At 71.8% G+C, this 19501-nt stretch carries 17 protein-coding genes; 15 read left to right on the top strand and 2 right to left on the bottom strand.

Annotation, left to right across the window (positions count from 1 at the left end):
• Positions 1-319: 319 nt before the first annotated feature.
• The 3 genes from F6X51_RS12605 to F6X51_RS12595 all read left to right on the top strand — a co-directional run bounded on the left by F6X51_RS12605 (position 320) and on the right by F6X51_RS12595 (position 5430).
• Positions 320-1711, top strand: a complete 1392-nt coding sequence (locus tag F6X51_RS12605) for a TolC family outer membrane protein (RefSeq protein ID WP_246696775.1) — start codon at positions 320-322, stop codon at positions 1709-1711.
• A 163-nt stretch (positions 1712-1874) separates the two neighbouring features.
• The gene (locus tag F6X51_RS12600) at positions 1875-2564 is read left to right on the top strand and encodes a PopZ family protein (protein WP_407658522.1); all 690 of its coding nucleotides are present in this window, start codon (positions 1875-1877) and stop codon (positions 2562-2564) included.
• A 148-nt stretch (positions 2565-2712) separates the two neighbouring features.
• Positions 2713-5430 (top strand): valine--tRNA ligase, encoded by a 2718-nt coding sequence (locus F6X51_RS12595; RefSeq protein ID WP_150964017.1) that lies wholly within the window; start codon positions 2713-2715, stop codon positions 5428-5430.
• A 20-nt stretch (positions 5431-5450) separates the two neighbouring features.
• Here the strand turns inward: F6X51_RS12595 and sugE are convergent, their stop codons facing one another.
• Positions 5451-5765, bottom strand: coding sequence for a quaternary ammonium compound efflux SMR transporter SugE (sugE, locus tag F6X51_RS12590; RefSeq protein ID WP_150964016.1), 315 nt, complete (start codon positions 5763-5765; stop codon positions 5451-5453).
• A 251-nt stretch (positions 5766-6016) separates the two neighbouring features.
• On the opposite strand from sugE, the gene F6X51_RS12585 reads away from it, so the two are divergent.
• The 5 genes from F6X51_RS12585 to F6X51_RS12565 all read left to right on the top strand — a co-directional run bounded on the left by F6X51_RS12585 (position 6017) and on the right by F6X51_RS12565 (position 10471).
• Positions 6017-7573 (top strand): Do family serine endopeptidase, encoded by a 1557-nt coding sequence (locus F6X51_RS12585; protein WP_150964015.1) that lies wholly within the window; start codon positions 6017-6019, stop codon positions 7571-7573.
• A gap of 277 nt (positions 7574-7850) precedes the next feature.
• Entirely contained in the window at positions 7851-8363 is a 513-nt protein-coding gene (locus tag F6X51_RS12580) for a hypothetical protein (RefSeq protein WP_150964014.1), read from the top strand.
• A gap of 32 nt (positions 8364-8395) precedes the next feature.
• The gene (locus F6X51_RS12575; protein ID WP_246696774.1) at positions 8396-8977 is read left to right on the top strand and encodes a hypothetical protein; all 582 of its coding nucleotides are present in this window, start codon (positions 8396-8398) and stop codon (positions 8975-8977) included.
• A gap of 9 nt (positions 8978-8986) precedes the next feature.
• Positions 8987-9853 carry a 3-deoxy-8-phosphooctulonate synthase gene (kdsA, locus tag F6X51_RS12570; RefSeq protein ID WP_150964013.1) on the top strand — a complete coding sequence of 289 codons (867 nt, stop codon included), beginning with the start codon at positions 8987-8989 and terminating at the stop codon, positions 9851-9853.
• A gap of 282 nt (positions 9854-10135) precedes the next feature.
• Positions 10136-10471: a hypothetical protein gene (locus F6X51_RS12565; RefSeq protein WP_150964012.1), complete on the top strand. Its 336-nt coding sequence runs from the start codon at positions 10136-10138 to the stop codon at positions 10469-10471.
• 103 nt (positions 10472-10574) lie between these two features.
• On the opposite strand, the gene queF is transcribed toward F6X51_RS12565, so the two are convergent.
• Positions 10575-11039: a preQ(1) synthase gene (gene queF, locus F6X51_RS12560; RefSeq protein ID WP_246696773.1), complete on the bottom strand. Its 465-nt coding sequence runs from the start codon at positions 11037-11039 to the stop codon at positions 10575-10577.
• 338 nt (positions 11040-11377) lie between these two features.
• Here queF and eno point away from each other — a divergent pair, with 338 nt between their 5' ends.
• From eno to lpdA, 7 genes are all read left to right on the top strand, one after another.
• Positions 11378-12667 carry a phosphopyruvate hydratase gene (gene eno, locus F6X51_RS12555; RefSeq protein ID WP_150964010.1) on the top strand — a complete coding sequence of 430 codons (1290 nt, stop codon included), beginning with the start codon at positions 11378-11380 and terminating at the stop codon, positions 12665-12667.
• Positions 12668-12794: 127 nt separating this feature from the next.
• Positions 12795-13106, top strand: coding sequence for an FtsB family cell division protein (locus tag F6X51_RS12550; RefSeq protein WP_150964009.1), 312 nt, complete (start codon positions 12795-12797; stop codon positions 13104-13106).
• A gap of 240 nt (positions 13107-13346) precedes the next feature.
• Complete coding sequence (gene pdhA / locus F6X51_RS12545) at positions 13347-14465, top strand: pyruvate dehydrogenase (acetyl-transferring) E1 component subunit alpha (protein WP_150964008.1); 1119 nt, start codon at positions 13347-13349, stop codon at positions 14463-14465.
• Between the two features lie 65 nt (positions 14466-14530).
• Entirely contained in the window at positions 14531-15982 is a 1452-nt protein-coding gene (locus tag F6X51_RS12540; RefSeq protein ID WP_150964007.1) for a pyruvate dehydrogenase complex E1 component subunit beta, read from the top strand.
• Between the two features lies 1 nt (position 15983).
• Positions 15984-16271: a DUF5076 domain-containing protein gene (locus F6X51_RS12535; protein ID WP_150964006.1), complete on the top strand. Its 288-nt coding sequence runs from the start codon at positions 15984-15986 to the stop codon at positions 16269-16271.
• Positions 16272-16320: 49 nt separating this feature from the next.
• Positions 16321-17799, top strand: a complete 1479-nt coding sequence (locus tag F6X51_RS12530; protein WP_150964005.1) for a pyruvate dehydrogenase complex dihydrolipoamide acetyltransferase — start codon at positions 16321-16323, stop codon at positions 17797-17799.
• Between the two features lie 193 nt (positions 17800-17992).
• Complete coding sequence (lpdA, locus tag F6X51_RS12525; protein ID WP_150964004.1) at positions 17993-19432, top strand: dihydrolipoyl dehydrogenase; 1440 nt, start codon at positions 17993-17995, stop codon at positions 19430-19432.
• The last annotated feature ends 69 nt before the right edge of the window (positions 19433-19501 follow it).

Below are 19501 nucleotides of genomic sequence, written 5' to 3'. Positions count from 1 at the left end.
CCGCGATCCCCTTGCCGGAGGAGAATCCGGATGCTTTGGTACGATTCGGAACAGCGAAGCGCCCGAGGGGCTGTCGCCCCGCTGTTTTTGCAACGCGCGATGGGCGAGAGGGCCTGATTTCGCGCTCTGCGGGTGTCGCTTTTATGCGCCACCTCCCCACGATTCTGTTGCCAGGACCTCCGTACCCCTGGGCCCGGCGGCTCAAGCTCGGCTAATGTCGGCGCTAGGGCGGGCTTAACTGGAAGGTGCGTATCAACGCGCCATACCCGTCACGAGACGGGAATCCGGTTCCTTCGAGAAACCGCAAGGGCTGATCGACGTGAGAAGACGCAAACCTGCGACGCGCCCCGCGCTTCGGCTGGCCGGCATCGCCGCCGCGGCCGGCTTCGCGGCCGCCAGCCCGGCCTGGGCCGAGACGCTGGAGAGCGCGCTGGCACGAGCCTATGCGGGCAACCCGCAGCTGAATGCGGGCCGTGCCGGCGTGCGCGCGACGGACGAGGGCGTGGCCATCGCGCAGTCGGGCTACCGCCCGACCGTCGCCGTCCAGGCCAGCATCGGATCGCAGTACACCGAGGGGAACCTGGCCGGAGGAAACCTGCGGCAGACCATCACCCCGGGGTCCGCCGGCATCACGGTCAACCAAACCCTGTTCAACGGCTTCCAGACCGACAACAACACCCGGCGGGCCGAATCAGCCGTCTACAGCCAGCGCGAGACCCTGCGCTTCACCGAGCTGACCACCCTGTTCAACGCCGCGCAGGCCTATATGGACGTCCTGCGCGACACCGCGAACCTGGAGCTCAACCGCAACAACGTCGAGGTGCTCGAGGAGCAGCTCCGCCAGACCCGCGACCGCTTCAATGTCGGCGAGGTGACCCGCACCGACGTGGCCCAGGCCGAAGCGCGCCTCGCGGGCGCCCGCTCCCAGGTCAGCGCCTCCGAGGCGCAGCTGCGCTCCTCGATCGGCATCTACCGGCAGGTAATCGGCGTCGAGCCGCGCCAGCTCGCCCCCGGCCGGCCCCTCGACCGCTACGTCCCGGGCAGCCTCAACGTCGCCATCGATATCGGCCTCAAGGAACATCCCTCGATCGTGGCGCAGATGCACGCGGTCGATGCCGCCGAGGCGCAGGTGAAGGTGCTGGAGGGCGTCCTCTACCCGACGGTCAGCGTGCAGGGCTCGGTCGCGCAGAGCTACGATCAGCAGCTCGCCAACACCAACGGCGTCAGCGCCTCGATCGTCGGCCGCCTGACGATCCCGATCTATCAGGGCGGCCAGGAATACGCGCAGATCCGCCAGGCCAAGGAACAGGTCGGGCAGGCCCGCATCCAGGTCGAGCAGGTGCGCGACCAGATCCGCGCCGCCGTGGTCTCGGCCTGGGGCCAGCTCGAGGCCGCCAAGGCCCAGGTGATCGCCTCCCAGGCCCAGGTCCAGGCCAACGAGGTGGCGCTCAACGGCGTGCGCGAGGAAGCCCGCGTCGGCCAGCGCACCACCCTCGACGTCCTGAACGCGCAGCAGGAGCTGCTCAACGCCCGCGTCAACCTGATCGTGGCCCAGCGCAACCGCGTGGTGTTCTCCTACGGCGTCGTCCAGGCGATCGGCCGCCTCACGGCCCGCTTCACCGCGCTCCCGGTCGCCACCTACAGCGCCAAGACCCACTACGACCAGGTCAAGGACCTCTGGTACGGCGTGCGCACGACCGACGGCCGCTGACGAGGACAGCCGGCGCCCTGCGCGCCGGCCCCCCGGCCCCCCCGGCCCCCCCGGCCCCCCCCGGCCTCCAGGCCCCTCCAGGCGGGTCTTCCGCGAACATCCGCTCCGCTCGCGCCCGAGTTCATCGCTCGGCGCCGCCGTTTCTCCCGGGACTGTGTTACGGATGCGCTTGTCCGGGGCTCCAGGCGTGAAATACTGGGCCGCAACGTCGTCAAACTTCCTCCCCCTGCCGAGCGCCGTCCGGATGAGTGCAGCGAGCCCCAAGACGCAGGACAAGGCCGCCGAGCCTTCGATGGAGGAGATCCTGGCCTCCATCCGCCGCATCATCGCCGACGATCAGGCGGTGAAGCCGGAGGCGACGCCGATCCGGACCCCGCCGCTCCCCGAGAACGACGACGTGCTCGACCTCGCCGAGGCCGCCGAGCCCGTGCGCAAGGTCGAGGCCGCCCCGAAGCCGATCGAGCCGGACCCGATCGATTTCGGCGACGAGGCCCTCGATTTCGACGCGATCGAGCTGGAGCCCGAACCCGAACCCGAGCCCGTCTTCGAGCCGCCGCCGCGGGCCGCCGCGCCCGAGCCGCGCCGGGAGGCTCCGGCGCCGGCCGCGGCGCTGCACGACCCCTTCCTCGACGCGACGGTCGAGCGCCTGACCTCCTCGACGACGGATGCCAGCGTGAACCAGGCGTTCAACATGCTGGCCCACACCGTGCTGAGCCAGAACAGCCGCACGCTGGAGGACCTCGTCAAGGACATGCTCCGGCCGATGCTGAAGGCGTGGCTCGACGACAACCTGCCGTCCATGGTCGAGCGCCTGGTCCGCGCCGAGATCGAGCGGGTCTCCCGCGGGCGCTGAGGCGCCCGCGCCGCATTCGCATTCGCATTCGCGGGCGAGGGCGCGGGCGCGGGCGGCTGCCATCGGCCGGCCCCGTGTTGACGCGGGGCCCGGGACGGGTTGAAAGCGGGCGCAATCCGAGACGCCCGCACGATTGGCCCGTAGCCCCATGATGGACAAGACCTTCGACCCCGCCGCCGTCGAGGCGCGCGTCAGCACCGCCTGGGAGGCGGGGGATGCCTTCCGGGCCGGGCGCCCGGAACGGGCCGGAGCCGAGCCCTACTGCATCGTGATCCCGCCGCCGAACGTGACGGGCACGCTCCATATGGGCCACGCCCTCAACAACACCCTGCAGGACATCCTGGTGCGCTTCGAGCGCATGCGGGGCCGCGACGTGCTCTGGCAGCCGGGCACGGACCATGCCGGCATCGCCACCCAGATGGTGGTCGAGCGCCGCCTCGCGGAGGCCGGCGAGCCGGACCGGCGCAGCCTCGGCCGCGAGGCCTTCGTCGAGCGGGTCTGGAGCTGGAAGGCGGAATCGGGGGGCGCCATCGTCAACCAGCTGAAGCGCCTCGGCGCCTCCTGCGACTGGTCGCGGGAGCGCTTCACCATGGACGAAGGCCTCTCGGCCGCCGTCCTCAAGGTCTTCGTCGACCTCCACGCCCAGGGGCTGATCTACCGCGACAAGCGCCTCGTGAACTGGGACCCGCGGTTCCAGACCGCGATCTCGGATCTCGAGGTGCAGCAGGTCGAGGTGAAGGGCCATCTCTGGCACTTCGACTACCCGGTGGTGGACGAGGCAGGGGCCGAGACCGGCGAGATCCTCACGGTCGCGACCACCCGGCCCGAGACCATGCTCGGCGACACGGCGGTGGCGGTCCATCCGGACGACGCGCGCTACGCGGCCCTCGTCGGCCGGCGCGTGCGCCTGCCCCTCGTCAATCGCCTGATCCCGGTCGTGGCCGACGAATACTCCGATCCCCAGAAGGGCACCGGCGCGGTCAAGATCACGCCCGCGCACGATTTCAACGATTTCGAGGTCGGGCGCCGCCACGGGACCCGGCCGATCAACATCCTCGACCCCGAGGCCCGCATCCTGCTGGCGGACAACGCGGATTTCCTGCGGGACGCCGCCCCCGAGCCGGAGGCGCTGGCCCTGCACGGCCTCGACCGGTTCGAGGCGCGCACGCGCGTCGTCGCCCTGATGGAGGCCCGGGGCCTCCTGCGCGAGATCGCGCCGAACACCCACGCGGTGCCCCACGGCGACCGCTCGGGCGTCGTGATCGAGCCCTATCTCACCGACCAATGGTACCTGAACGTGAAGCCGCTCGCCGAGCGGGCGCTCCAGGCCGTGCGCGACGGGCAGACCCGGTTCGTGCCGGAGAACTACGAGAAGATCTTCTTCCAGTGGCTGGAGAACATCGAGCCCTGGTGCGTCTCGCGTCAGCTCTGGTGGGGCCACCAGATCCCGGCCTGGTTCGACGCCGAGGGCGTGCCCTACGTGGCGCGGAGCGAGGCGGAGGCCCTGGCGCTGGCCGAGGCCCGGCACGGCCGGCCGGTGGCGCTCACCCGCGACCCGGACGTCCTCGACACCTGGTTCTCGTCCGCGCTCTGGCCGTTCTCGACGCTGGGCTGGCCCGAGAGCACCCCGGAGCTCGCCCGCTACTACCCGACGAACACCCTGGTGACCGGCAAGGACATCCTGTTCTTCTGGGTGGCCCGCATGATGATGATGGGCCTGCACGTCACCGACCGGGCGCCCTTCGACACGGTCTACCTGCACACCCTCGTGCGCGACGAGAAGGGTGCCAAGATGTCGAAGTCGAAGGGGAACGTCGTCGATCCCCTCGGCCTGATCGACCAGTACGGGGCGGACGCCCTGCGCTTCACCCTCACCGCCATGGCGGCGCAGGGGCGCGACATCAAGCTGAGCCTCAGCCGCGTCGAGGGCTACCGCAATTTCGCGACGAAGCTCTGGAACGCGGCGCGGTTCGCCGAGATGAACGGCTGCCGCCTCGATCCGCGCTACCGGCCGGAGGCGGCGCGCGGGACCCTGAACCGCTGGGCGCTGGGCGAGGCGGCCCGCGCGGTCGCGGAGGTCGAGGGCGCGCTCCAGGCCTACCGCTTCAACGACGCGGCGGCGACGGCCTACCGCTTCGTCTGGAACCTCTTCTGCGACTGGTACCTCGAGCTCGCCAAGCCCGTGCTCCAGGGCGAGCATGTCGCCGCCCCCGAGCGCCAGGAGACGCAGGCGACGGTGGCCTTCCTGATCGATCAGATCGCCAAGCTCCTGCACCCCTTCATGCCCTTCCTCACCGAGGAGCTCTGGGCGATCAAGGGCGAGGGGCTCGCCGACCGGGGGCTCCTGGCGCTCGCCCCCTGGCCGCGGCTCGGCGGGCTCGCCGATGCGGAGGCGGAGGCCGAGATCGGCTTCATCGTCGACCTCGTCTCCGAGGTGCGCTCGGCCCGCTCAGAGACGAACGTGCCGGCGGGCGCGCAGGTGCCGCTCTGGCTCATCGGGGCGGATGAGGCCGTGCGGGCCCGGATCGTGACCTGGCGCGACACGCTGCTGCGGCTCGCCCGGCTCTCCGAGATCCGCTTCGCGGACGCCGCGCCGAAGAACTCCGTCCAGCTCCTCGTGCGCGGCAGCGTCGCGGCCCTGCCGCTCGAGGGCATCGTCGATCTCGCGGCCGAGGTCGCGCGGCTGAGGAAGGAGGCCGCGAAGGGGGAGGGCGAGATCCGGAAGATCGAGGCCAAGCTCGGAAACGCCGACTTCATGGCCCGCGCCCCCGAGGAGGTCGTGGAGGAGAGCCGCGAGCGCCGCGACGCCGAGGCGGCCCGGCTGGTCAAGCTCCGCGAGGCGCTGGCGCGCCTGAGCGACGCGTAGGGCGGCGGGCGCCGCGCCCGTCAGGCCGCGAGCTTGAGGCCGACGATGCCGCCCACGATCAGCCCGATGCAGCCGAGGCGGAGCGCCGTGGCGGGCTCGCCGAACAGCGCGATGCCGAGGAGGGCCGTGCCGATGGTGCCGATGCCGGTCCAGACCGCGTAGCCGGTGCCGACCGGCAGGCTCTTCAGGGCGAGGGCGAGCAGCGCCACGCTGACCCCCATGGCCGCGAGGGTCAGCACGGAGGGGACGAGGCGCGTGAAGCCCTCGGTGTATTTGAGGCCGATCGCCCAGGCGACCTCGAACAGGCCGGCGACGAACAGGATGGTCCAGGCCAAGACAGTCTCCCTGTCATGGGCAGGGCCGTCCCCACCGCGGGTGGTTCCAGGGTCGGGGCCGCGCGTCGGGCGCGGTCCCGGGCAGGGCCGTCCCCGCAGGGTCCATATGGTCCGCACGGCGAGGCTCCGCCAGCCGGCCCCAACCTGACGAAACCGTAATGCGACCGCCACCGGCGGGTCAGGCTGCGCCGCGTAGGACGGATCATCGCCCGCCGATCAGGCGGCGGCGCCCCTTCCACCGGAGTTCCCCGATGACCGACCAGCCGAACCTGTCCGCCCGCCGCTTCCGCCGCAACGCCCTCGCCTCCGTCGCCGCGGCGGCCCTCGTGGCCGGCGGCGCGGTCGGGGCCGAATTCCTCCAGCCCGCGACGCCGGCCCACGCCCAGGCGCTTCCCAGGACCCCGATCGAGGCCCCCGAGCACCCGCCGGGGTCGTTCGCCAACATCGTCGACAAGGTGAAGCCCGGCGTCGTCTCGGTGAAGGTCAAGCTCGACGACACGGCGGAGGCGGACGACGACGGCCAAGGCCAAGGCCAGGGCCGGGGCCTGCAGAACGTGCCGCCGCAGCTGCGCGAGTTCTTCAAGCGCTTCGGGCAGGGCGGCCAGGGCGGGGGCCCGAACGGCACCGTCCCGGGCACGCCGCAGCGCCAGGGCCAGCGCGGCGCCGTGGGCTCCGGCTTCATCATCTCGGCCGACGGCTACGTGGTGACGAACAACCACGTGGTCGACCACGCCAAGACCGTTCAGGTGACCCTCGAGGACAACCGCACCCTCGACGCCAAGGTCATCGGCAAGGATTCGAAGACCGACATCGCCCTCCTCAAGATCAAGGATGGCGGCCCCTACCCGTACGTGCAGTTCGGGAAGGCGGCCCCGCGCGTCGGCGACTGGGTGGTGGCGATCGGCAACCCCTTCGGCCTCGGCGGCACCGTGACGGCGGGCATCGTCTCGGCCCGCGGCCGCGACATCGGCGCCGGCCCCTACGACGATTTCCTGCAGATCGACGCGCCGATCAACAAGGGCAATTCGGGCGGCCCCACCTTCAACGTCAACGGCGAGGTGGTGGGCGTGAACACCGCGATCGCCTCCCCGTCGGGGGGCAGCGTGGGCCTGGCCTTCGCGATCCCCGCCGAGACCGTGCAGGCGGTGGTCGAGCAGCTGCGCACCGACGGCAAGGTCGCCCGCGGCTATCTCGGCGTCCAGGTCCAGCCGGTGACGCAGGACATCGCCGAGGGGCTCGGCCTCGACAAGCCGAAGGGCGCCCTGGTGGACCACGCCGAATCCGGCACGCCCGCCGCCAAGGCCGGCCTCAAGTCCGGCGATGTGATCGAGTCGGTCAACGGCACCCCCGTCGGCGACGCCAAGGAGCTCTCGCGCAAGATCGCCGGCCTGAAGCCCGGCGCCAAGGTCGAGGTCGCCTACCTGCGCGGCGGCAAGTCCGACACCGCGACCATCACCCTCGGCGCCCTGCCGACCGAGGGCGGTCAGGTGGCGAGCCGCGGCAGCGACGCCTCCGACGGCCAGCCCCGCCTCGGCCTCAGCCTCGCCCCGGCCTCGGAGGCCGGCCTCTCCGACGAGGGCGTCGTGGTGATGGAGGTCGATCCCGACGGACCGGCCGCCGCCAAGGGCATCGAGCAGGGCGACGTCATCCTCGACGTCGCCGGCCAGAGCGTGACCAAGCCCTCCGAGGTCGCCGAGCGCATCCGCTCCGCGGAGGCGAGCGGCCGCAAGGCGGTGCTGATGCGGATCAAGAGCCAGAAGGGCGTCACCCGCTTCGTCGCGGTCTCCCTCTCGAAGAACGCCGGCTGAATCCCCGGCCGCAGCACGGATCGCGGGCCAGCCGGGCTCGCGATCCCCACGGATCCTCTCCGGGTTGCCGGCGCCGCCTCCTCCGGGCGCGGTGCCGTTTTCCCGGCCTCAGCCCGACCCTTCGCCCGCTCCCCGGGGCGGGACCGGCCGCGCGCCCCAGGCCGGCTGCCGCCCGAGCCCAGCCTCATGTGACGTAGCGCACAGTCCTGCGCGCCCGAATCCTGCATGGGCGATTTTCGTCCGGCCTGAACGGGCGGGCGGGCGAGGGAGCGACGCGATGCGGGCAGCGGGTCTGTACATTGCCCTTCCGGCCCTTCCGGCCCTTCCGGTCCACTCGGCCCTTCCGCTCCTCTCGGCCCTCCTGATGACGGGCCCGGCCGCGGCGCGGCCGGTCTGGAACTCCGGCACCTACGTCTACGCCGATCTCTGCATCCTCGCGGCCAGCGGCCGGATCGGGGGCCGGCGCATCACCCTCCGGCGCTCGCCGCAGGGCGACGGCCTCGTCTACGAATCCGGCGGGGGCGGGGGGCTCGCGCCGACGCAGGGCATGGAGCTTGCCCTCGACGATGCCAGCAAGGCCCTGGCCTTCACGGCGGAGACGGAAGCCGGCCCGGTCTCGTTCCGCGGCACCCTCTCGACCGAGGCCCTGACGGGCATCCTGCACGACGAGGCGGGCGACCACCCGGTGCGGCTGCCCCGGGTCCTGCGCAGCCACGCGCGCCAGGCCTGTGCCGACGCGGGCGTCGTCCCGGTCGCCTCCGAGACCACGGGCTCCCTCGGGGAGCGCTGAGCCGGGCCGGGCGGATGCCGCGGGGCCCGGAAATGCGCTACAGCGGCCCGATGACGCCCCCGAGATCCCCGAAGAACGCGCATCCCCTCGTCGCCGGCCTCGCGCTCGCGGCCATCGGCGCAGCCTGCCTCGGCTCCGCCCGCGCCGATGGCTGCGACGCCCTCACGGCCCGGGTGATCCGGGCGACCGGCGCCTCGCTCGCCGGGCGCAGCGGCGCCCTCGCGGTGTTCCGCGCGGCGGATGCCGAGCGCATGAGCCTCGATTGCCGCGATCCCCGGATGGTCTTCGCCGCCCGGGAGCGCGAGCCGCGGGCGCCCTTCTTCACCCTGATCGGGCTGGCGGCGCAGGGGCTCGCGGGTGCTCGGGCGCGGGAGGCCGAGGTGCTGGCCCTGCGGCTGCACCAGGATTCGCTCCTGACGAGCGCCCCCCGGGAGGGCCGGGCGGGGCGCGCGGCGCTGCGCTGCGAGACGGGGCCGCGCGGGGATGCCCTCTCGGGGGACCTCACCGTCTGCGTGCTCCGCCGCGCCCGGCCCGCTGCGCTGCGCCGCCGGGCGGGCCTCGCGCCGCCGGAGCATCCGGCCGCCGGCCTTTCCCGCGCCGGCGCGGCGGGCTAGACCGCCCGGATGTCGAGCCCGAATCTTCCCGCTCCCGCCACCGTGCGCGTCGGCGACGTCGCCTTCGCCAACGATCGTCCCTTCGGCCTGATCGCCGGCCCCTGCCAGCTCGAGGGCCGCGCCCACGCCCTCGAGATCGCCGAGGCCCTCAGGGCGATGACCGACCGCCTCGGCCTCGGCCTCGTCTTCAAGGCCTCCTTCGACAAGGCGAACCGCACCGCGGCGGGCTCGGCCCGGGGCCTCGGCCTCGCGGAGGCGCTGCCGATCTTCGCCGAGATCAAGGAGCGCTTCGGCCTGCCCGTCCTGACCGACGTCCACGCGGCCGAGCAATGCGCGCCGGCGGCCGAGGTGGTCGACGTGCTGCAGATCCCGGCCTTCCTCTGCCGGCAGACCGACCTGCTGCTCGCCGCCGCCGCCACGGGCCGCGCCGTCAACGTCAAGAAGGGGCAGTTCCTCGCCCCCTGGGACATGGCGCATGTCGCCGCCAAGCTCACGGGCGCCGGCAATCCGAACGTGCTGGTGACCGAGCGCGGCGCCTCCTTCGGCTACAACACCCTCGTCTCCGACATGCGCAGCCTGCCCATCATGGCGCAGGTGACGGGGGGCCTGCCGGTGGTGTTCGACGCGACCCATTCGGTGCAGCAGCCCGGCGGGCAGGGGGCGACCTCGGGCGGCCAGCGCGAGTTCGTCGGCGTCCTCGCCCGCGCGGCGGTCGCGGTGGGCGTGGCCGGCCTCTTCATCGAGACGCATCCCGATCCCGACCGCGCCCCCTCGGACGGCCCCAACATGGTGGCGCTCAAGGACATGCCGGCGCTGCTCGCCACGCTCCAGGCCTACGACCGCCTGGCGAAGGGCGCGGGACCCGGCGCGGCCTGATCCCGGGCCGTCCACCGGATCCGCCCGCCCTCGACCGAGGGCGGGCGCCCGGCCCGTCGGCGCGCCGCACGGGCACGGCCGCCATCCGCCGAACCCGCGAGATCAGGCCGCGCCGGGACGTGGTTCCGGCCTGTCCGGCCGGCCTCCGATTCCAGTGATCGCGCGCTCCGACCCGGCGCGGCGCCGGTATTGGCTGATACCGATTCACCACGATGTCGCGGAACGACTGGGCAGGGAGAACGTTGGATCTGCGAATTGGTCTCTCGCACTTGAAAGGACAGCATGCGCAAGCTCGCTCTCATCTCCGCCGTCACCCTTTCGATCGGTGCCCTCACGGCAACCGCGGCGGATGCCCGCCCGCGCGGCTACGGCTACGGCCACGGACAGGCCTACGGCTACGGTCACGGCTACCGCGGCGGTCGTCGCGGCATCGGCACCGGTGCGGCGGTCGGCCTCGGCATCGCGGGCCTCGCGGCCGGCGCCATCGCGGCGGGCGCGGCACGCGACGCCTACGGGCGCTCCGGCTACTATGACGGCGGCTACGCCCCGGTCTACGGCGCCCCGGCCTACGGTTACGGCGGCGGCTATGGCGGCGGCGGTTACGGCTACGGCTACTGAGCCACCGCGACGAACCGGGCCTTCGGCGCCCGACGCGACGCCTCCATCATCGAAGGGCGGCCGGTCCCCACCGGCCGCCCTTCCTCTGTTCCGGCCCCGGCGCTCAGCGCGCCCGGTAGGGCGGCACGCCGGGATCCGGCAGCCAGACCGCTTTCGGCGGCTCGCCGGTCTGCCAGAACACGTCGATCGGGATGCCGCCGCGCGGGTACCAGAAGCCGGCGATGCGCAGGTAGCGCGGCGCGAGGAGATCGCGCAGGCGCTTGCCGATCGCCACGGTGCAATCCTCGTGGAAGGCCCCGTGGTTGCGGAAGCTGTGCAGGTAGAGCTTGAGCGCCTTCGACTCGACGAGCCACTGGTCGGGCACGTAATCGATCACCAGGATGGCGAAGTCGGGCTGGCCCGTCACCGGGCAGAGCGAGGTGAACTCGGGCGCGGTGAAGCGCGCGAGGTAATCCGTGTCCGGATGCGGGTTCGGCACCCGGTCGAGGCGGGCCTCGTCGGGGGAGGCCGGCAGGGCGCTGGCCTGTCCGAGCTGCAGGGGCTGGTTCGTCGCGGTTTCGTGAGTCACGGGTTCGTTCGCCGGAATCTCGTGCGTCGGGGTCTCGTCGATCATGGCCCGCCCTATACCGCTCCCGCGCCCGCGATGCATCCGATGCGGGCGCGGAGCCTCGCGTCCGGATCGCCGCAGCGCCGGGCCGGCCCCGGGAAAGGCGCACGGCGGCGCGCCGGCGAATTCGGCGCCCGACCTCCCTCCGAAGCGGGGCTGGCGCTTGCCGGACGCCGCGCGTTGACGGATAAGCCCCTGCGCCGATGCCGCACCCGCCCGTGGCGCGCCGTCGCGCGCCGGCCACGGTTGCCCCGCCAGGGCCCGGCCCGAGCCCGACGACGTCTCGAGAGGGAACTTTGATGACCGCGATCACCAACATCGCCGCCCGCGAGATCCTGGACAGCCGGGGCAATCCCACCGTCGAGGTGGACGTGCTCCTGGAGGACGGCTCCTTCGGCCGCGCGGCCGTGCCGTCCGGCGCCTCGACCGGCGCCCACGAGGCGGTGGAGCTGCGCGACGGCGACACGGGCCGCTACGGCGGCAAGGGCGTGCGGGCGGCGGTCAACGCCGTGCAGACCGAGATCCTCGACGCGATCGGCGGCATGGATGCCGAGGACCAGGTCGCCATCGACGAGGCGATGATCGAGCTCGACGGCACGCCCAACAAGGCGCGCCTGGGCGCCAACGCGATCCTGGGCGTCTCGCTCGCCGTCGCCAAGGCCGCGGCCGAGACCGCGGGCCTGCCCCTCTACCGCTACATCGGCGGCGTGCAGGGGCGGGTCCTGCCGGTGCCGATGATGAACATCATCAACGGCGGCGCGCATGCCGACAACCCGATCGACTTCCAGGAATTCATGATCATGCCGGTGGGGGCGAGCTCGCTCGCCGAGGCGGTGCGGATGGGCTCGGAGGTGTTCCACACCCTCAAGGGCGCCCTCAGACGCGCCGGCCACAACACCAATGTGGGCGACGAGGGCGGCTTCGCCCCCAACCTGCCCTCGGCCGAGGCCGGGCTCGACTTCGTGATGGAATCGATCCAGGCGGCGGGCTTCGAGCCCGGCACCGAGATGGTGCTGGCGCTCGACTGCGCCGCGACCGAGTTCTTCAAGGACGGCGCCTACCACTACGCGGGCGAGGGCAAGACCCGCGACATCGCCACCCAGGTCGACTACCTCGCCGGGCTCGTGGCCCAGTACCCGATCCTGTCGATCGAGGACGGCATGTCGGAGGACGATTGGGAGGGCTGGAAGCTCCTGACCGAGAAGATCGGCGACCGCTGCCAGCTCGTCGGCGACGACCTGTTCGTGACGAATGTCGAGCGGCTCTCCCGCGGCATCGCGGCGTCCACCGGCAACTCGATCCTGGTCAAGGTGAACCAGATCGGCTCGCTCACCGAGACCCTCGCGGCGGTCGATATGGCCCAGCGCGCCGGCTACACCGCGGTGATGTCGCACCGCTCCGGCGAGACCGAGGATTCGACCATCGCGGACCTCGCGGTCGCGACGAATTGCGGGCAGATCAAGACCGGCTCGCTGGCGCGCTCCGACAGGCTGGCGAAGTACAACCAGCTGATCCGCATCGAGGAGGGCCTCGGCGCGCAAGGCCGCTACGCCGGCCGGGCCGCGATCAAGCAGCTCGCGAGCCGCTGAGGGAACGGCCGGGCAGGGAGAAGGGGGCAGGGGGCAGGGGGCTCCCGGGCGGTGGTCCGGCGGCCCCACGCGCCCTGAGCCGCCGGACGACAAGCCTTCCTTAACCTTGTCCGGCGATGGTCGCCCCATGGTCGTCCGTCGCCGCGTCAGAACCGTTCTCATGCCGCTCGGTCTGTGGACCGTGTCGGCCCTCGTGGTCGGGTACTTCGTGTACCAGGCCGAGAACGGCAATCGCGGCCTCGAGGCCAAGCGCGCCCTCAAGATCCAGGCCTACGGGCTGAGCCAGGAGCTCGCCACCGCCAAGGCGGAGCGGGCCACCTGGGAGCACCGCGTCGCGCTCCTGCGCAGCGAGCAGATCGACCGCGACCTCCTCGAGGAGCGCGCCCGCGTCGTGCTCGGGCGGGTGCACGCCAACGATGTGGTGATCATCGATCCGTGATCTGCGGGTTCTGGCGATCATCGGCTGCCGGGAAGCGGTCGCGGCCCCCGGCCGACGACCGGTTGTGACGGCCCGCTCCCCCCTCCGCGGCCGCCCGGCGCCCCAAGACCGCTCGGTTCGGCCGGACTTGGCGCCGGGCTGGGCTGACAATGCACTCCTCCTGTCAGAGAACCGGCGCTCGCCTTCCGCCGCGGCGTGCCCTAAACCGTAGCCAAGGGACAGGTTCACGGGAGGTCGCCGATGGATGCCGCGAACGAGGCGGGGCAGCCGAAGCTCGATGCAGCCAAAGCTGCCGCGGGCAAAACCGAGGCGGCCGCAGGCAAACCCGAGGCCGCCGCAGGCAAACCCGAGGCCGCCGCAGCCCACCAGCCCGCGCCGAACGCGCCGCAATTCACCCGCGACGAGGATCTCCACGCCTATCACGAGATGCTGCTGATCCGCCGCTTCGAGGAGAAGGCGGGCCAGCTCTACGGCATGGGCCTGATCGGGGGATTCTGCCACCTCTATATCGGCCAGGAGGCCGTGGTCGTCGGCATGCAGATGGCCTCGGTGGAGGGGGATCAGGTGATCACCGGATACCGGGATCACGGCCACATGCTCGCCTGCGGCATGGACCCGAAGGGCGTCATGGCCGAGCTGACCGGGCGCCGCGGCGGCTACTCGCGCGGCAAGGGCGGCTCGATGCACATGTTCTCCCGCGAGAAGCAGTTCTTCGGCGGCCACGGCATCGTCGGCGCCCAGGTCTCCCTCGGCACCGGCCTCGGCTTCGCCGACGCCTATCGGCGGAACGGCAAGGTCAGCCTCACCTATATGGGCGACGGCGCGGCCAACCAGGGCCAGGTCTACGAGAGCTTCAACATGGCGGCCCTGTGGAAGCTGCCGGTGATCTACGTCATCGAGAACAACCGCTACGCCATGGGCACCTCGGTGGCCCGCGCCTCGGCCCAGACGGACTTCTCGAGGCGCGGCCTCTCCTTCGGCATCCCGGGCGAGCAGGTCGACGGCATGGACGTGCGCACCGTGCGCGAGGCGGCGAGCCGCGCCATCGCGCATGCCCGCTCCGGCGAGGGCCCGTACATCCTCGAGATGCAGACCTACCGCTACCGCGGCCATTCGATGTCCGACCCGGCCAAGTACCGGACCAAGGACGAGGTCTCGAAGATGCGCGAGGAGCACGACCCGATCGAGATGGTGCGCAAGCGCCTGATCGAGCTGCACGGCGTGCCGGAGACCGAGCTCAAGGCCACCGACGCCAAGGTGCGCGAGACCGTCAACGATTCCGCGGAATTCGCCACCCACGATCCCGAGCCCGATCCGTCCGAGCTCTGGACCGACATCCTCCTGGAGGCCCGCGCCTGACGGCGCGACGCCCCGCGAGACGCCCTCCCGGGCCGCCCCCCAGACGCCCACCGACAGAGTAACCCATGGCGACCGACATCCTGATGCCCGCTCTCTCCCCGACCATGGAGGAGGGAAAGCTCGCCAAGTGGCTCAAGAAGGAGGGCGACACGGTCAAATCCGGCGACGTGCTGGCCGAGATCGAGACCGACAAGGCCACCATGGAGGTCGAGGCGATCGACGAGGGCGTGCTCGCCAAGATCCTGATCCAGGAGGGCACCGAGGGCGTCGCCGTCAACACGCCGATCGCCATCATCGCGGAGGAGGGCGAGGACGTCTCGGCCGCCTCCGCCGGCGGCCCCAAGGCCAGGGCGAACGGCGCCGATTCCGGCGGCCAGTCCGCCCCCGCCCCCGACATGCAGGCCGAGGGCCAGGCCGCGAAGCCCGCCCCCAGCGCCAAGACCGGCGACGACGCCCCCCGGGCGCCCGCCGCGCCCGCCACCATCACCAACAAGGCGCCCGCGCCCGTGATGGAGGAGTTCCCGGCCGGCACCGAGATGGTGACCATGACGGTGCGCGAGGCGCTCCGCGACGCCATGGCGGAGGAGATGCGCCGGGACGAGGACGTCTTCGTGATGGGCGAGGAGGTCGCCGAGTACCAGGGGGCCTACAAGATCACGCAGGGGCTGCTGCAGGAATTCGGGGCGCGCCGCGTCGTCGACACCCCCATCACCGAGCACGGCTTCGCCGGCATCGGCGTCGGCGCGGCCTATACGGGCCTGAAGCCGATCGTCGAGTTCATGACCTTCAACTTCGCCATGCAGGCGATCGACCACATCATCAACTCGGCCGCCAAGACCCTCTACATGTCGGGCGGCCAGCTCGGCTGCCCGATCGTGTTCCGGGGCCCGAACGGCGCCGCCGCCCGCGTCGGCGCCCAGCACAGCCACGACTACGCCGCCTGGTACGCGAACGTGCCCGGCCTCAAGGTCATCGCCCCCTACACGGCCTCCGACGCCAAGGGGCTGCTCAAGGCCGCGATCCGCGACCCCAACCCGGTGATCTTCCTCGAGAACGAGATCCTGTACGGCCAGTCCTTCCCGGTGCCGAAGCTCGACGACTTCGTGCTGCCGATCGGCAAGGCCCGCATCCACCGCCAGGGCTCGGACGTCACCATCGTGTCGTTCGCCATCGGCATGACCTACGCGCTCAAGGCCGCCCAGGCGCTCGCCGAGCAGGGCATCGAGGCCGAGGTGATCGACCTGCGCACGATCCGGCCGATGGACACCGACACGGTGGTCGAGTCGGTCAGGAAGACCGGCCGCTGCATCACCGTCGAGGAGGGCTTCCCGCAATCGGGGGTCGGCGCCGAGATCGTGGCGCGCCTGATGGTCGACGCCTTCGACTACCTCGATGCGCCGGTCCTGCGCATCACCGGCAAGGACGTGCCGATGCCCTACGCGGCCAACCTCGAGAAGCTCGCCCTGCCGAACGTCGCCGAGGTGGTCGAGGCGGCGAAAAGCGTCTGCTACCGTTAAGATGCCGAAGGCGTTCCAACCGCTCTCCGTTCCCCCGGACGCCCTCGAGAAGGGCGGCGTCGAGGTCCTGCGGGCGAGCGTCGTCGACGGGGCGGTGAGCGTCGCGCTCCGCCGCTCCTTCGACGACCCCTTCACCTGGGGTGTCCTCCTGATCGACCTCGCCCGCCACGCGGCCCGGGTCTACGCCCTGGAGACCGACCTCTCGGAGGAGGAGGCCTTCGCGCAGATCCGCGCCGGCCTCGAGGCCGAGACCGATCCCCCCGACGGGCCGGACAGCCTCCTCAACTGAACGCTCAAGATTCAACGCCAGGCCACTGGCCGATCAGGATAACCTTGCGATGCCCATCAACGTCCTGATGCCCGCTTTGTCGCCCACGATGGAGAAGGGCAACCTTGCCAAGTGGCTCAAGAAGGAGGGCGACGCGATCAAGTCCGGCGACGTGCTGGCCGAGATCGAGACCGACAAGGCCACCATGGAGGTCGAGGCGATCGACGAGGGCGTGCTCGCCAAGATCCTGGTGCCCGAGGGCACCGCCGACGTGCCGGTCAACGACCTGATCGCCCTCATCGCCGCCGAGGGCGAGGACCCGGGCAGCGTCCAGGCCCCCGCCGGCGGCGGTGCCCAGGCGCCCGCGCCGGCGGCCCAGGCCGAGCCCGCCCCGGCCGGCCAGAACACCACCCCCGGCGGCGGCCACATGAGCTACGAGCGGGTGAACGAGGCCCCGGACGGCGCGACGCCAGCGGCCAAGGCGAGCGGGGCCGAGGCGAACGGGGGCAAGGCGTCCGGGGTCAAGGCGAACGGCGCCGCCCCGGCGGAATCGGGCGGGCGCGTCTTCGCCTCCCCGCTCGCCCGCCGCATCGCCAAGCAGGAGGGCATCGACCTCTCGGCCGTGCCGGGCTCGGGCCCCCACGGCCGGGTGATCGAGCGCGACGTCCGCGCGGCGGTGGCGGGCGGCACCGCCAAGGCGGGTGCGAAGGCAGATGCGAAGGCGGGCGCGCCCGAGGCCGCGGCCCCCGCCGCGGCGCCGGCCCCGTCCGCCCCGGCCCCGAGGGCCGCCGCGGCGGCGCCCGCCGGCCTCAGCCTCGATCAGGTCCGGGGCTTCTACCAGAAGGGCGCCTACGAGGAGGTTCCCCTCGACGGCATGCGCAGGACCATCGCCAAGCGCCTCACCGAGGCGATGCAGGTGGCGCCGCACTTCTACCTCACGGTCGATTGCGAGATCGACGCGCTGATGAAGCTGCGCGAGCAGCTCAACGGCAGCGCCGGCAAGGACAAGGACGGCAAGCCGAGCTTCAAGCTCTCGGTCAACGACTTCATCATCAAGGCGATGGGCCTCGCGCTGATCCGGGTGCCGGCCGCCAACGCCGTCTGGGCCGAGGACCGGGTGCTGCGCTTCAAGCACGCCGAGGTCGGGGTCGCGGTGGCGATCGACGGGGGCCTGTTCACCCCGGTGATCCGCCGGGCCGACGAGAAGACCCTCTCGACCATCTCGAACGAGATGAAGGATTTCGCGGGCCGGGCGCGGGCCAAGAAGCTGAAGCCCGAGGAGTACCAGGGCGGCGTCACCTCGGTCTCGAACCTCGGCATGTTCGGCATCAAGCACTTCACCGCGGTGATCAACCCGCCGCAATCGACCATCCTGGCGGTGGGCGCGGGCGAGAAGCGGGTGGTGGTGAAGGAGAACGCGCCCGCCGTGGTGCAGATGATGACCGCCACCCTCTCCTGCGACCACCGCGTCCTCGACGGGGCGCTCGGCGCCGAGCTGATCGCGGCCTTCAAGAGCCTGATCGAGAACCCGATGGGCATGCTGGTGTGAGGGTGGCCGCGGCTGTCGCGGCACGCGTCGTGGCCGAGCCTCCATCGAGAGCCGTCAGTCTGGGGCGCGCGCGCCCCCGGAATCCAGAATCGCAGGCCGAGATCCAGCCGATGCCGCCGGCGCGTCTGGTGTCCGGGCTCTACTGCCCAGCCCCCCGGAATGACGATCCGGATCACACGCCGAGGATAGCACCATGGCCGACACCTACGACGTCCTCATCATCGGCGCCGGCCCCGGCGGCTACGTCACGGCGATCCGCGCGGCGCAGCTCGGGTTCAAGACCGCGGTGGTCGACCGGGAGCATCTCGGCGGCATCTGCCTGAACTGGGGCTGCATCCCCACCAAGGCCCTGCTGCGCTCGGCCGAGATCTACCACTACATGCAGCACGCGGGCGATTACGGCCTGAGCGCCGGGACGGTCGGCTTCGACACCGCCGCCATCGTCAAGCGCTCGCGCGGCGTCTCGGGCCGGCTCAACGGCGGCGTCGGCATGCTGCTCAAGAAGAACAAGGTCGACGTGATCTGGGGCGAGGCCGCGGTCGATTCCGTCGCCAAGGGCAACCAGCCGGGCCAGGTCACCGTCAAGGAGACCAAGCGCGCCGAGGCCCCGAAGGGCGCCAAGGGGGCGGGCACCTACGCGGCCAAGCACATCATCGTGGCGACCGGCGCCCGCCCCCGGGCGATCCCCGGCATCGAACCCGACAAGAAGCAGATCTGGACCTATTACGAGGCGATGGTGCCGGAGGCGATGCCCAAGAGCCTGCTGGTGATGGGCTCGGGCGCGATCGGGATCGAGTTCGCCTCCTTCTACCGCACCATGGGCGCCGAGGTGACGGTGGTGGAATTGCTGCCCCAGATCCTGCCGGTGGAGGATGCGGAGATCGCGGGCCTCGCCCGCAAGCGCTTCGAGAAGCAGGGGATCAAGATCCTCACCGGCGCCAAGGTGACCAAGGTCGAGAAGGCCGCCGACAGCGTGACCGCCACGATCGAGGGCCAGGACGGGAAGTCCCAGACGATCACCGCCGAGAAGCTGATCTCGGCGGTCGGCGTCGTCGGCAACATCGAGGGGATCGGGCTCGAGAGGCTCGGGGTCACGATCGACCGCGGCATCGTCGTCACCGACGGGCTCGGGCGCACCAACGTGCCGGGCCTCTACGCCATCGGGGACGTCGCCGGGCCGCCCATGCTCGCCCACAAGGCCGAGCACGAGGGCGTCATCTGCATCGAGACCATCAAGGGCCTGCACACCCACCCGATGGACAAGGGCAAGATCCCGGGCTGCACCTATTGCCAGCCGCAGATCGCCAGCGTCGGCCTCACCGAGGCCAAGGCCAAGGAGCAGGGCTTCGCCGTCAAGGTCGGCCGCTTCCCCTTCGCGGGCAACGGCAAGGCCATCGCCCTCGGCGAGCCGGACGGGATGGTCAAGACGATCTTCGACGCCAAGACCGGCCAGCTGCTCGGCGCCCACATGGTCGGGGCCGAGGTGACCGAGCTGATCCAGGGCTACGTCGTCGCCATGACGCTGGAGACCACCGAGGAAGAGCTGATGCACACGGTGTTCCCGCACCCGACGCTCTCCGAGATGATGCACGAGAGCGTGCTCGACGCCTACGGCAAGGTGATTCACAGCTGAGCCCGGACCCGGCCGAGCGCCGCGCCGCACCTCGCGGCCCCGGCGACCGGCGGGTGCGGCCGCACGACG

Origin of the sequence: Methylobacterium planeticum (assembly GCF_008806345.1) — a bacterium.
Classification (GTDB): domain Bacteria; phylum Pseudomonadota; class Alphaproteobacteria; order Rhizobiales; family Beijerinckiaceae; genus Methylobacterium; species Methylobacterium planeticum.
Note: the sequence above shows the minus strand (reverse complement) of the source record. Positions and strands in the feature narration are given on the sequence as shown.

Coding starts and splice junctions, on each gene's coding strand:
- F6X51_RS12600 (WP_407658522.1), top strand. CDS start 1,875: ATGCGCTTGTCCGGGGCTCCAGGCGTGAAATACTGGGCCGCAACGTCG.
- F6X51_RS12595 (WP_150964017.1), top strand. CDS start 2,713: ATGATGGACAAGACCTTCGACCCCGCCGCCGTCGAGGCGCGCGTCAGC.
- F6X51_RS12585 (WP_150964015.1), top strand. CDS start 6,017: ATGACCGACCAGCCGAACCTGTCCGCCCGCCGCTTCCGCCGCAACGCC.
- F6X51_RS12580 (WP_150964014.1), top strand. CDS start 7,851: ATGCGGGCAGCGGGTCTGTACATTGCCCTTCCGGCCCTTCCGGCCCTT.
- F6X51_RS12575 (WP_246696774.1), top strand. CDS start 8,396: ATGCGCTACAGCGGCCCGATGACGCCCCCGAGATCCCCGAAGAACGCG.
- kdsA (WP_150964013.1), top strand. CDS start 8,987: ATGTCGAGCCCGAATCTTCCCGCTCCCGCCACCGTGCGCGTCGGCGAC.
- F6X51_RS12565 (WP_150964012.1), top strand. CDS start 10,136: ATGCGCAAGCTCGCTCTCATCTCCGCCGTCACCCTTTCGATCGGTGCC.
- eno (WP_150964010.1), top strand. CDS start 11,378: ATGACCGCGATCACCAACATCGCCGCCCGCGAGATCCTGGACAGCCGG.
- F6X51_RS12550 (WP_150964009.1), top strand. CDS start 12,795: ATGGTCGTCCGTCGCCGCGTCAGAACCGTTCTCATGCCGCTCGGTCTG.
- pdhA (WP_150964008.1), top strand. CDS start 13,347: ATGGATGCCGCGAACGAGGCGGGGCAGCCGAAGCTCGATGCAGCCAAA.
- F6X51_RS12540 (WP_150964007.1), top strand. CDS start 14,531: ATGGCGACCGACATCCTGATGCCCGCTCTCTCCCCGACCATGGAGGAG.
- F6X51_RS12535 (WP_150964006.1), top strand. CDS start 15,984: ATGCCGAAGGCGTTCCAACCGCTCTCCGTTCCCCCGGACGCCCTCGAG.
- F6X51_RS12530 (WP_150964005.1), top strand. CDS start 16,321: ATGCCCATCAACGTCCTGATGCCCGCTTTGTCGCCCACGATGGAGAAG.
- lpdA (WP_150964004.1), top strand. CDS start 17,993: ATGGCCGACACCTACGACGTCCTCATCATCGGCGCCGGCCCCGGCGGC.